The sequence below is a fragment of the Sphingomonas sp. Leaf198 genome, assembly GCF_001424005.1.
In the GTDB taxonomy this organism is placed as follows: domain Bacteria; phylum Pseudomonadota; class Alphaproteobacteria; order Sphingomonadales; family Sphingomonadaceae; genus Sphingomonas.
In genome coordinates this window covers 701,798-714,617 of sequence record NZ_LMPX01000001.1, presented here as the reverse complement: position 1 = coordinate 714,617, position 12,820 = coordinate 701,798, and the positions used below count along the sequence as shown (strand labels likewise).

Annotated in this window: 10 protein-coding genes; 4 read left to right on the top strand and 6 right to left on the bottom strand. The window is 66.4% G+C overall.

Annotation, left to right across the window (positions count from 1 at the left end; translation table 11 throughout):
- Positions 1-124: 124 nt before the first annotated feature.
- Complete coding sequence (locus ASG20_RS03295; protein ID WP_056048466.1) at positions 125-1,252, top strand: acyl-CoA dehydrogenase family protein; 1,128 nt, start codon at positions 125-127, stop codon at positions 1,250-1,252.
- A 73-nt stretch (positions 1,253-1,325) separates the two neighbouring features.
- On the top strand, positions 1,326-2,213 hold the full coding sequence (locus ASG20_RS03290; protein ID WP_056048464.1) for an acyl-CoA thioesterase: 888 nt from the start codon (positions 1,326-1,328) through the stop codon (positions 2,211-2,213).
- Positions 2,214-2,222: 9 nt separating this feature from the next.
- Here ASG20_RS03290 and ASG20_RS03285 read toward each other — a convergent pair whose 3' ends face one another.
- Both ASG20_RS03285 and ASG20_RS03280 read right to left on the bottom strand, forming a co-directional pair.
- On the bottom strand, positions 2,223-3,896 hold the full coding sequence (locus ASG20_RS03285) for an amidohydrolase (RefSeq protein ID WP_056050360.1): 1,674 nt from the start codon (positions 3,894-3,896) through the stop codon (positions 2,223-2,225).
- A gap of 8 nt (positions 3,897-3,904) precedes the next feature.
- Positions 3,905-4,759 (bottom strand): NAD(P)-dependent oxidoreductase, encoded by an 855-nt coding sequence (locus ASG20_RS03280; RefSeq protein WP_056048461.1) that lies wholly within the window; start codon positions 4,757-4,759, stop codon positions 3,905-3,907.
- 57 nt (positions 4,760-4,816) lie between these two features.
- Between ASG20_RS03280 and ASG20_RS03275 the strand changes: the two genes are divergently transcribed.
- On the top strand, positions 4,817-6,076 hold the full coding sequence (locus ASG20_RS03275; RefSeq protein ID WP_056048458.1) for a threonine ammonia-lyase: 1,260 nt from the start codon (positions 4,817-4,819) through the stop codon (positions 6,074-6,076).
- 127 nt (positions 6,077-6,203) lie between these two features.
- Entirely contained in the window at positions 6,204-6,980 is a 777-nt protein-coding gene (locus tag ASG20_RS03270) for an arginyltransferase (RefSeq protein WP_056048455.1), read from the top strand.
- A 229-nt stretch (positions 6,981-7,209) separates the two neighbouring features.
- Here ASG20_RS03270 and ASG20_RS03265 read toward each other — a convergent pair whose 3' ends face one another.
- The 4 genes from ASG20_RS03265 to ASG20_RS03250 all read right to left on the bottom strand — a co-directional run bounded on the left by ASG20_RS03265 (position 7,210) and on the right by ASG20_RS03250 (position 12,715).
- A complete protein-coding gene (locus tag ASG20_RS03265; RefSeq protein WP_056048451.1) occupies positions 7,210-8,019 on the bottom strand; it encodes a transglutaminase family protein in 810 nt (269 codons plus the stop codon).
- The gene (locus tag ASG20_RS03260) at positions 8,019-8,954 is read right to left on the bottom strand and encodes an alpha-E domain-containing protein (RefSeq protein ID WP_056048449.1); all 936 of its coding nucleotides are present in this window, start codon (positions 8,952-8,954) and stop codon (positions 8,019-8,021) included. The genes ASG20_RS03265 and ASG20_RS03260 overlap by 1 nt, the downstream gene beginning before the upstream one ends.
- On the bottom strand, positions 8,954-10,474 hold the full coding sequence (locus ASG20_RS03255) for a circularly permuted type 2 ATP-grasp protein (protein WP_056048445.1): 1,521 nt from the start codon (positions 10,472-10,474) through the stop codon (positions 8,954-8,956). The genes ASG20_RS03260 and ASG20_RS03255 overlap by 1 nt, the downstream gene beginning before the upstream one ends.
- 192 nt (positions 10,475-10,666) lie before the next feature.
- Positions 10,667-12,715 carry a protein-disulfide reductase DsbD family protein gene (locus ASG20_RS03250; protein ID WP_201780664.1) on the bottom strand — a complete coding sequence of 683 codons (2,049 nt, stop codon included), beginning with the start codon at positions 12,713-12,715 and terminating at the stop codon, positions 10,667-10,669.
- Between the last annotated feature and the right edge of the window lie 105 nt (positions 12,716-12,820).

Below are 12,820 nucleotides of genomic sequence, written 5' to 3'. Positions count from 1 at the left end.
CCCTTCGGGGAGAGGGTTCCGGAGCGAAGCGTAAGGCGGGAGAGGGAGGCGCGGGCGAGCCGACCCAAAAACCCCTCTCCCCTACCCTCTCCCCGACGGGGCGAGGGAGCAGAAGGACGAAGACATGCCACTGTATCTAGACGACGACCAGACCGTCCTTCAGGACACCATTCGCGATTTCGTCGCGGAGCACGCGCCCGTGAGCCACATGCGGGCGTTGCGCGATGCCAACGACGCGACCGGCTTCTCGCGCGACCTGTGGAAGCAGTTCGCGGAAATGGGCTTTACCGGCATCCTGATCGGCGAGGACCAAGGCGGGCTCGGGCTCGGGCATGTCGAGGCGGGCGTGGTGCTGGAGGAAATCGGCCGCAACCTGTCCCCCTCCCCGTTCCTCTACACCGCGGTCGCGGCGGTCGAGGCCTTGAAGGGCACGGCGCAGGCCGATCGCTGGTTCCCCGGGATCATCGCCGGCGAGACCGTCGCCGCACTGGCGATCGACGAGGGCGCCAAGCACCGCGATACCGTCGCGATGAAGGCCGAACGCTCGGGTAACGGGTTCAAGCTGACCGGCGCCAAGCGGTTCGTCACGCACGGCCACACCGCCGACTTGATCATCGTCGCCGCGCGTACCGGAGGGTCGGACAACGACACGGACGGTATCACGCTGTTCGCCGTGCCGAAAGATGCCGCAGGACTGACGGCAAACGCCGAACGCCTCGCGGATTCGAGCTTGGCCGCGCGGCTCGAGTTCGAGGGCGTCGTGGTCGATGCGGATGCGGTGATCGGCGAGGTCGATGCGGGGCGTACGCCGCTCGATCGGCTGTTGCGCGCAGGGCGGACCGGGGCTTCGGCGGAGCTGCTCGGCGTCGGTGGCGGGGCGATGGACATGACGATCGGCTACATGAAGGAGCGCAAGCAGTTCGGGACGCTGATCGGCAGCTTCCAGGCGCTCCAGCACCGTGCGGCGCATCTGTATTCGGAAATGGAAGTGGCGCGTGCCGCCGTCCTCAAGGCGCAGCAGTTGCTCGATCAGGGCAGCGACCGCGCGGACCAGGCAGTGTCGGTCGCCAAGGCTATGACCGCGCTGGCGACCACGCTCAGCGTGCAGGAGGGCATCCAGATGCACGGCGGAATCGGCATGACCGACGAGTACGACATCGGCTTCTACATGAAGCGCGCGCGGGTGCTGGCGGAGATGTTCGGCGATGCCAACTTCCATGCGGACCGACTGGCGGTAGCCGCTGGGTATTGACCGTAGGGTGTCCCCCCGCGAAGGCGGGCGCCCAGTCTGGGCTCCCGCCTTCGCGGGAGAACAAGGAAGTTAGATGACCGCGGAAACTGCCGAAACGTCGCCCAAAGCACTCGCAACGGGTCTCGTCGACTTGCTCGAAATCGAGGAGGTCGACACCGATCTCTATGTTGGCAAGCGCCAGCCCGGTGGGGTCGGGCGCGTGTTCGGCGGGCAGGTGATCGCGCAGGCGCTTCAGGCCGCCCAACGCTCGACCGAAGGCCCCAAGGCGGCGCACTCGCTGCACGCGTATTTCATGCGCCCGGGGAACGAAGACTATCCGATCGTCTACCGCGTCGTCCGCGATTTCGAGGGTCGCAGTTTCGCGACACGCCGCGTGATCGCGATGCAGAAGGGCCAGCCGATCCTCAACATGGCGGCGTCGTTCCAAATGCCCGAGGAAGGCCTGCACCATCAGGACGCCATGCCCGACGTCCCCGCGCCCGAAACGCTCCGCTCGGACCGAGATCTGCGGCTCGAAAATATCGACGGCATCCCCGAGAAATTCCGCGCGCACATGCTGCGGTGGCGGCCGATCGAAGTGCGCCCGGTCAACCCGCGCAGCTGGATCGACCCTGTCCCGCAGGAACCGCACTACGCCAACTGGTTCCGCCTAGTCGCACCGATCGGCGACGATCCGGCGATGCACCGCGCGATCCTCGCCTACGCATCGGATATGGCGCTGCTCGGCACCGCGCTGTTGCCGCACGGCAAGAACTGGATCACGCCGGGCCTACAGACCGCCAGTCTCGACCATTCGCTCTGGCTGCACGAGGATTTCCGCGCCGACGACTGGCTGCTCTATGCGTGCGACAGCCCATGGTCGGGCCACGCGCGCGGCTTCAACCGTGGCAAGATCTACGCACGAGACGGTCGCCTCGTCGCCAGCGTCGCGCAGGAAGGCCTGATCCGCATGCGCCAGTAACCCGCGCGGTTACTTGCGCACCCAGACCTTCTCGCCACCGATCCACGTCTCGCTGACCTTGGTCGCGCGCAGGTCGGTCGGCGAGGCGAGGGTAGGATCCTTGTCGACGACGATGAAGTCCGCGCGCTGACCCGGCGCCAAAGCACCGAACTGCTTCTCGGCGAACCCGGCATAGGCGGCCGCACCCGTCATCGCCCACCACGCCTGTTCGCGTGTCACCAGTTCCTGCGGCTGCCACCCACCCTGCGGCTGGCCATCGGCATCCTGCCGCGTGAACGCCGCCGCCCAGGTCGCGAACGGATCGGGCTTCTCGACCGGGAAGTCGGTCCCGAACGCGAGCTTGGCGCCGTTGGTCAGCATCGATTTCCAAGCATAGGCGCCGACGAGCCGGTTCGGCCCGAGCCGCGCCTCCGCCATCTTCCAGTCGCTGGTCGCGTGCGTGGGCTGCATCGACGCGATCGTGCCGTACTTGCCAAACCGCGGCAGGTCGCTCGGATCGACGATCTGCGCATGCTCGATCCGCCAGCGCCGATCGCCGGTATAGGTGTCGCTCTCGACCTGGATCGCGTCGAGCACTTCCTGGTTCGCCTTGTCGCCGATCGCGTGGACCGCGACCTGATAGCCGTCCATCGCCGCGCGGCTCATCTGGTTCTGGAGTTGCGCATCGGTCAGGAAGCCGAGGCCCGACTGACCCGGTGCGTCCGAATACGGCTTCAGCAGCCACGCGCCGCGCGATCCAAGCGCGCCGTCCGCATACAGCTTCACGCCGCCCATCCGCAGGCGATCGTTGTAGAGCCACGGTGTCGGCCCCTTGCCGCCGATCCGGCTCGCGGTGTCGATCCCGAGCGCATAGCTCATGATCCGCACACGAAGCCCGCCGATATCCGCCATCCGGCGATAGGTAAGCCAGTCATCGAGGGTGGTGCCCATGTCGGCGACAGCGGTGACGCCGTAGCCGAGCAGGATGCTTTGCGCGGTGAGGAACGCGGCGTCGCGCTCCTTTGGGAGGGGTTGCGGCACGACCTTCTCGATTAACGCCTGCGCGCCATCGACGAACACGCCCGCAGGGGCGCCACCGGTCTTCTCGATGCGTCCGCCGGACGGCGAGACGGTGGCGGCGGTGACACCGGCTTCGCGCATCGCCTCGCGGTTCGCCCAGCCGGCATGGCCGTCGGCGCGCGATAGCCAGATCGGATGGCTGCCTGAGACGGATTCGAGATCGGCTGCGGTCGGGAAACGTCCCAGCCCCCAGACCTCCTGGTTCCAGCCGCGCCCGAGGATCCATTTGCGATCGGGATTGCCCGCGATGTACGCGGCGATCCGCGCCTTCGCCTCGTCGAGCGACTTGGTCATCGACAGATCGAGCGACAACGCGCCGAAGCCGAGTTCCAGGACATGACCGTGGGCATCGACGAAGCCCGGCAGCACCGTCTTGCCGCCCATGTCGACGCGCCAGTCGTAGAGCGGCTTACCGGCGTTCTTCTTGAGTTCCTTGCGGCTGAACTTAGGGGCTTCCTCACCGGGAGGCACGAGCCGCGTGACGCGACCGTCCTTGTCGACCAGGATCGCCTTGAAGTGGATCACGCGGCCACCGTCGGCGACCGTGATGCCGTTGACGTTGTCGACGATCCCATCCGCAAAAGCTGGTGTCGAGAGCAGCGCGATTGCGGCTGCGGAGACCATCAGACGCTTCACTTCGGCAATCTCCGTACCAGCGCGCTCGTATCCTGACGCGCGCCGCCCATTGCCTGAACATCGGCGTAGAATTGATCGACCAGCGCCGCGACCGGCAGCACCGCGCCGTTGCGTCGCGCTTCGTCCAAGGCCAGCCCCAGATCCTTGCGCATCCAGTCGACCGCGAAGCCGAAATCGAACTCGTCCTTCGCCATCGTCGGCCAGCGGTTGACCATCTGCCAGCTCTGCGCCGCGCCGCCCGAGATCGCCTCGAACACCTTGTCGAGATCGAGCCCGGAATTTTGCGCGAACCGCAGCGATTCGGCGACGCCCTGGATCACGCCGGCGATCGCGATCTGGTTGCACATCTTGGTGGTCTGCCCCGCGCCCGCCTCGCCGACATGGACCACACGCAAAGCATAGGCCTGCATGAACGGTTCGGCCTTCGCCATCGCTTCGGCCGAGCCGCCGCACATGATAGAGAGCTTGCCGTTCTCCGCGCCCGCCTGCCCGCCTGACACCGGTGCGTCGACCACCAGCGCACGCTCACCTGCGAGGCGTCGTGCGATCGAGGCGGAGACGGTGGTGTGGTCGACGAACACCGCGTCGTCGCGCATCGCGGCGAACGCGCCGTCTTCGCCCAGAGTGACCAAAGCGAGATCGTCGTCGTTGCCGACGCAGGCGAACACCGCATCGGCGTCCTTCACCGCTGCCGCGGGCGTTTCGGCGACCTTGCCGCCATATTTATCGACCCATGCCAACGCCTTGGCCTGAGTCCGATTGTAGACGGTGACGTCGTGCCCTGCCGTAGCGAGGTGCCCCGCCATCGGCGCGCCCATGACGCCGGTTCCGATGAATGCCAGTTTTGCCATAGCGTTCGCGCATAAGCGGTGTTTCCCACGCGCGCCAGATGGTCTAGCGGGTCGGACATGGCTACCCACGCTGCCGTAGCGGCACCCACCCTCCCCGTCTCGATCGACGACGTCCGCGTCGCGCATGACCGGATCCGCGACTCGATCGTCCGCACGCCGACTTTGATCAGCAAGACGCTGAGCAAGATGACCGGCGCGACGGTGTATCTGAAGTTCGAGAACCTCCAGTTCACCGCGGCATACAAGGAGCGTGGCGCACTCAACACGCTGTTGCAGCTGTCCGCCGAAGCGCGCGCGAAGGGCGTCATCGCCGCGTCGGCGGGGAATCACGCGCAGGGCCTCGCCTATCACGCCAACCGGCTCGGCATCCCGACGACGATCGTGATGCCGACCAACACGCCGACCGTGAAGGTCATGCAGACCGAAGGGCACGGCGCCAACGTCGTGCTCCACGGCGAGACGTTCGACGCGGCCTATGCGCACGCCCGTATCCTGGAGGGCGAGTGCGGCTTCACCTTCGTCCATCCGTTCGACGATCCGCGCGTCATCGCGGGCCAAGGCACCGTCGCGATCGAGATGCTGGAGGACGTGCCGCAACTCGACACGCTGGTCATCCCGATCGGCGGCGGCGGGCTGATCTCGGGCATGTCGACAGTCGCGCGCGCGTTGAGCGAAGCGCCAGGCGGTCACCCCATCGAGGTCGTCGGCGTGCAGGCCGAGCTGTTCCCATCGATGTACAACCGCATCAACGGCACGGACATGGCCTGTGCCGGCGATACGCTTGCCGAGGGCATCGCGGTTAAGGAGCCGGGCGCGATCACATCGAAGATCGTCGCCGAGCTGGTCGATGACATCGTCCTCGTCAGCGAACGCAGCCTGGAAGAGTCCGTCAGCCTGCTGCTCCAGATCGAGAAGACGGTAGTCGAGGGCGCCGGTGCCGCCGGGCTCGCCGCGCTGCTCTCGCATCCCGAGCGGTTCGCGGGGAAGACCGTCGGCATCGTGCTGTGCGGCGGCAACATCGATACGCGGCTGCTCGCGAACGTGCTGTTGCGCGATCTGGCGCGGTCGGGTCGACTCGCAAGGCTCCGTATCCGGTTGCAGGACAAGCCGGGTGCGCTGTTCCATGTCGCGCGGATATTCGACCAGGAACGCGTCAACATCATCGAAATCTATCACCAGCGCGTCTTCACGACGTTGCCGGCGAAGGGGCTCATCACCGACATCGAATGCGAACTGCGCGACCGTGCGCATCTGGATCGGCTGGTGGGTGCGCTGCGGGCTGGCGGGTACGAGACGTCGACCGTCGAGCTCGCGTAATCCCATTCTGATACGGTGATTTACCGCGCTGACCGACATTCGTGGTAAACCGATTGCACGTTTGCGCTGGGCGGCCATATACGAGGCGACGCGGCTGATCGCGCCTGCCTGAAGGACTTTCCGCTCGGTGACTGCGCCCTTTCGTTTTCCGCGCTTCTTCGTCACCAGCCCTGCGCCGTGCCCGTATCTGCCGGATCGACAGGAGCGAAAGGTGTTCACCGAACTGACCGGTCCGCATGCGAACGAGCTGAACGATGCGCTGGGGCGGATCGGCTTTCGTCGCAGCCAGGGGGTGGCGTATCGGCCGTCTTGTGCGGGCTGCACGGCATGCGTGTCGGTTCGCGTGGTGACCGACGAATTCGTACCCAACGCGACGCAGCGGAAACTGCTCAAGCGGCTCGGCGATATCGAAGTGACCGCGTGCAAGGCGTGGGCGACCGACGAGCAGTTCCAGTTGCTCCGACGCTATCTTGGGACGCGGCATCCGGGCGGTGGCATGGCGGGGATGGACGAAGACGACTATGCCGACATGATCGAGCATTCGCCGGTCAATTCGGTGATCGTCGAGTACCGCGAGCCGTCGGTCGACGGCGTGCAGGGCGCGCTGATCGGCGCGTGCCTGACTGATCGCCAAGCGGACGGGCTGTCGATGGTCTACAGTTTCTTTGCGGCGGACGACGTGGCGCGGCCAGGGTTCGGCAACTTCATCATCATGGACCATATCCTGCGGGCCCGCGATGCCGGGCTGCCGTACGTGTATCTCGGATACTGGGTGAAGGGCTCGCCCCGGATGGAATACAAGACGCGGTACCGGCCGTTGGAAGTGCTCGGGCCGGCGGGGTGGCGGCGGTTGGAGGATGCGGATGTGGTGACGCAAGCCGTGCGGGTTGCGGCACTGGTTTGAAGTTGGGGGACTAAATTAGTCCACTCCCGGGTCCCAAGAACCACCACCCCGGCGAAGGCCGGGGTCCAATTGGGAAACACCGCTAATTGAGTGCAGCGCTCCATTACGACCACCTTGCCAATTGGGCCCCGGCCTTCGCCGGGGTGGTACCCGCAAGAACCCCTGCCCCTTGTTCTCCCGCGAAGGCGGGAGCCCAGTCTGGGTCCCCGCCTTCGCGGGGAAACACATCTTAGTCCTCGCGCTGCACCACGACGTCGACGTCGAGTTCCTCGCCACCCTCGCCCAGTCGCGAGCCCGCCACCGGCGCCGCGCCCGCCGCATCGAGCGCCATCGCGACCCGGACGTAATGCTCCTCGGGGGACATCCCCGTGCACGGATCGAACCCGACCCAGCCGAGCCCGTCGACGAACGCCTCCGCCCAGCCGTGTGGGGTCGGCAGATGCACGACCTCGTGATCGTTGTGATGATAGCCCGACACATACCGCGCCGGTGCGCCGAGCGACCGTGCGGCGACGGCGAACATCTGCGCCATGTCGCGCGGCGTGGCGCTGTCCATGCGAAATGCCGCGGCGGCCGTCCGACCGGGTTCGGGACGTCCGGCGTCGAACGCGAACCGCTTGTGGAATGCCCGGTTCAGCCGATGTAACGCGCCGATCCGATCGCGGGCGCCCTCGGCGGCATTGACCGCGAACTTGGCGATAGCGGTATCGAGAACGGTCGCCTCGGTCGATCGAAGGAACAGCGCGGGCGGAAGCGTTTCGTGCACGCCGTGCAAGACGCCGTCGGAATGGCTGGTCAGCACCTCGCCCTTGACGGTGATCTCGATCCCGTCGACCGGTCCTTCGGCATACAGCATCGTCACCGCGTTGCCGAAGCCGTCGCGACCGGGTCGCAACCGCGCGTCGCAATCGACGTCGATCCGCCACGACGCGACCGTCTGGTCATGCGTGTTCTCGGGCGTGAGGCGGAGCATCTGCACCAAGCGACCCTGCGGCTGAGCGAAGCGGTAGATCGTGTGGTGATCGATCGAGAGGCGCATCAGAGGAACTTGAACTGACGGCCGATCGCGCCGTGCAGCAACGCGTTCTCGGCGATGAAGGCCTGCAGATACTGGTGCAGCCCGGAGGCGATGACTTCGCCCGATCGCGTCTTTGCCATCCGCGACGCGCGCATTCGTGCCATGCGGTCGGCCTCGCCGTGGTTGCCGGTGCGCTTGGCGAGCAGGTTGAGCACGTCGACCGTTTCCTCGACCGACGCAGCGAGACTGCGCGGCAGTTCGGACCGGGCGAGAAGCAGGTCGATGACGTCGGCGGGACGCAAGCCGTCATTATAGAGCCAGCGATAGGCGGTGACGGCGGACACGGTCTGGAGGATCGTCGTCCACTGATCGCGGTCGATCGCGCCGCCGAGCCGTTCGCCCTCGGGCAGCAGGATGTGGTATTTGACGTCCAGCAGACGCGCGGTGTTGTCCGCGCGCTCGACCGCCTGGCCGAGCCGGATGAACCACGTCGTCTGGTTGCGGAGCATGCGGTGGACCGCGCCCTCGAACCCGCGGGTCTCGTTCTTGACCGCCTCGACGAGGTTCAACTGCGAGGTCGTGCTGCCCGGCGTCGCGCGGTTCTCGAACAGCAGCCACGCCCGGTTGATCGCGGTCCACGCCTCGCGGGTCAGCGCGGTGCGCACCGCCTTGGCATTGTTGCGCGCCATATCGAGGCAGCGGACGATGGATCCCGGATGGCTCGAATCGAGCGTCAGGAAGCGCACCACGTCGCGTTGCCCGATCTCCACCCCGGTCGCGGCGAAGGCCTCGTCGGTTTCGGTCACGGCCAACGCGGATGCCCAGGCGGCATCGCCCGAGGGTTGCGACGAGAGCACGTCGAGCCGGACGGTGGCTTCGACCAGCCGGGCGATGAAGTCGGCACGCTCGAAATAGCGGCCGAGCCAATAGAGCGAGGATGCGGTGCGCGACAGCATCAGGAATTCCCGCCGGACGTCTGCGAGCCGAAGGTTTGGGTCATGCCGCCCATCGTCTGGCTCATGCCACCGGCGTTCATCCGCTGCGACTGGTCGGCCATCAGCACGAAGCTGTCCTTGGTGCCGCCGCCCTGGCTGGAATTGACCACGAGCGAACCTTCCTTGAGCGCGACGCGGGTCAAGCCGCCCGGCACGACTTGGACGCCCTTCGAGCCGCTCAGCACGAACGGACGGAAGTCGACGTGGCGTGGGCTGAGGCCGCCCTGCGCCATCGTCGGAACCGTCGACAGCGCGAGCGTGGGTTGCGCGATGTAGCGATGCGGTTCCGCAATGAGCGCGGCGCGGAAATCCTCGATCTCTTTTTTTGACGCGGTCGGGCCGACGAGCATGCCGTAGCCGCCCGAGCCGTCGACCAGCTTGACGACGACGTCTTCGAGGTTGTCGAGGACGAACTTCAACGCCTGCGGTTCGCGGCAGCGCCAGGTCTCGACATTGCGCAGCTTGCACTCGCCGCCCGAGTAGAACTTCACTATGTCGGGCATGTAGCTGTAGATCGCCTTGTCGTCGGCGATTCCATTACCCGGCGCGTTCATGATCGCGACGTTGCCGGCCGCGTACGCCGCTATCAGACCGGGGACGCCGAGCGCCGAGTCCGGACGGAATACGAGCGGATCGAGATAATCGTCGTCGATCCGGCGATAGATCACGTCGACCTTTACGCGCCCGGCGATCGTCCGCATCCAGACGATGTCGTCGTCGACAACCAGATCGGCCGCTTCGACGAGTTCGATGCCCATCGAGTCCGCGAGGAAGCTGTGTTCATAATAGGCCGAGTTATAGTGGCCCGGGGTCAGCAGCACGCACGTGGGGTTCGAGCCCGTGCCGTGCGGCGCGACCGACTTCATCGTCTCGAGCAGCAGATCGGGATAGCTGTCGACTGCTGCTACACGAAACTCGCGGAACAGTTCGGGGCACAGCCGGAGCATCGCCTCGCGGTTCTCCAGCATGTAGCTCACACCGGACGGTGTGCGTGCATTGTCCTCCAGCACGAAGAAGTCGTCGGGGCCGGTGCGGACGAGATCGATGCCGCAGATATGCGCCCATACGCCGTGCGGCGGGCGGATACCGGCGATCTCGGGCCGGAACTGCGCGTTGCCGAGCACGAGGTCTTCGGGGAGGATACCCTCCTTCAAGATACGACGTTCGCCGTAGATGTCGTCGAGGAACGCGTTGATCGCCTCGACGCGCTGGACGAGACCTTCGGACAATCGCGTCCATTCGTCATGCAAGAATACGCGCGGGACGATGTCGAACGGGATGATACGCTCGGCCGCCTCGTTCTCGCCGTAGACCGCGAAGGTGATGCCGAGCTGCCGGAACGTCGTCTCGGCGGCTTCCTGCCGGCGTCGAAGCTCGGCGTCCGGCGTATCCTCGATCCACTTGCCGAGAGCCGCCAGTTCGGGCCGGGCGGTCGTGTCGCCCGGTGTTCCCATGATTTCGTCGAACGCTTGTTTCCCCATCGAAACGGTCAATTCCCCATCAAGCGTTGCGGTTCCATGCTGCAACGCATCGCTGCACTGCACAAGGTCTGAATGTGTATTTGCTCCCCTCCCTGGAAGGGAGGGGCTGGGGGTGGGTCGGCGTGAGGCAGGTGCTGTGCTAGCCAACTGGCCAACCCACCCCTGACCCCTCCCTTCCAGGGAGGGGAACCCCTAGGCTCCTAGGCCTTCCAGTAAGCCCGGCGTCAGAACCTGCGGCAATACAGTGGGTTCGGCTGCGCCCGGCGCGTAGTATAGATACAGCGGGACACCGGCGCGGTTGTGGGCTTGGATGAAGCGGCCCATCACAGGGTCGCCGTCGGTCCAGTCGCCGATCAAGGCCGCCACCTTGTGCTTGGCAAAGGCATCGCGGACGCCGGTGGTGTCGATCGCCGCCTTCTCGTTGACCTTGCACGTAAGGCACCAGTCGGCGGTGAAGTACACGAACACCGGACGCTTCTCGGCGCGCAGCGAGGCGAGCTTGGCCTCGGTGAATGCCTCGTCGCCAGCGGTCGCTACTTTTGCGGACACTGGCGGCGCGCGCGAGATCAATACCGCGCTACCGACGAACACGACGAGCAGGAGAACCTGCGCCACAACGCCGAACGACTTACCTTTGCGCTGACGCGAGCCACCAATCCATAGCACCGCGCCGACCGCCAGCACCGCGACCAGCGCGAGCGTCAGCGTATCCACCCCGGTCTGCCGCCCGAGCACCCAGCCAAGCGCGATCGCGGTCAGGAACATCGGCACCGACAGGATATGGCGGAACGTCTCCATCCACGCGCCGGGCTTTGGCAGCCACCGCCGCCACGCAGGGATGAACCCGATCGCAAGGAACGGGAGCGACAAGCCGATCCCGAGCCCGCCGAACACGGCAAGCGCCGCCGGCCACGGCAGCACCAGCGCCGCGCCGAGCGCAGCGCCCATGAACGGCCCGGTGCACGGAGTCGCGATGAACGCGGCCAGCGCGCCCGTCGCGAACGCACCGCTTGCGCCACTCTCGCCGGCAAAACGCGGTGTCGGGACCTCGAAAAGCCCGGCAAGGTTGAACGCGATCGCGGTGCTCAGCAGCAGCAGCGCGACGATCGCGCCGGGATGCTGCAACTGGAACGCCCAGCCGACCGCGGACCCGCCTGCGCGCAGAGCCAGGATCGCGCCGCCGAGGCCGAGGCAGACCAGCACGACGCCCGCGGTATAGGCCAGAGCCTCGCCGCGCGCGTCCTTCTCGCTCGCGCCGCCGCGTGCGAGGCTGAGCGCCTTGAGGCTGAGGATCGGGAACACGCAGGGCATGATGTTCAGGATCAGGCCGCCGAGCACTGCGCCGGCGAACGCGATCAGCGCGGTCAGCCAGAGGCTCTCGCCGTTCGCGCTCGTCGCGTCGCCGCCAGCCGCTTCAGCCACCGCACCGGGCGTCGCCTTGACGCCGAGCCCCTGCCCGTCGCCGATCCGCAGCACGCCCTCGATCGGTCCGCCGGTCTTAGCGTTGGCGGCGACCTTCGTCGTTATCGTCAGCCGGTCGCCGTCACGCGTGACGGTCTGCGCGGCGCCGTTCTCGATCGCGCCGGTGGTAACGGGGAAGAAATACGCCTTGTCGATCTTCGCGCCCGCCGGAAACGGCACCGCGATCCTCATCGTCCCGTTGCTCGCGGCGTAGGTCGCGCCGGCATCGAGCGGCTTGGGGATAGCCTGACGCCAGCCGGCGAACGCCGCCGCCTGCGACGGCGCGCCGTCACCTATCGTGAGGTCGAGCGACAACGCCTTCTCTTCGGGTACGCAGATCGTCGCCGAGCAGACGAGATAGCTCGTCTTCAGGCGGATCGGGAATTTCGTGCCTACCGCCAGCCCCGCCGGAACCTGGATCGTCACGAGCGGCGCATAGGGCGCCTCGTAGACATAGTTCATCAGGCCCGCGATCAGCAGCGTCGTCGGCACCGGCCATTCGGGCTCGCCCGCCTTCGCGCCCGTCGGCAAGGTCCAGTCGAACGTCGCCGGAAAACCCGCATCGCCAGGGTTGCGCCAATAGCCGTGCCAGCCGGTCTCGGGCGTCGTCGCCAGCGCGATCGTCAGCGGCGCGCCGGCCTTCGGGTGATCGCTTTCGGCGACCAGCTTCATCATCAGATGCTGGCTGGAGCCGTTCAACGATTCCGCAAACGTGGGCGCACTCGCTAGCCCGCAGACGGCCAGCAAGACCGTCATCACGGCGCAACGTAATCCGCGCATGGCCATCCTTGTTTCGTTCATCGCGCAAAGCCATAGCGGTGACCTTGTCGTATTGCACTTCAAAGCGACGGCCGCGCTCGATGGTCGTCGCTGGCTAAAGGACTG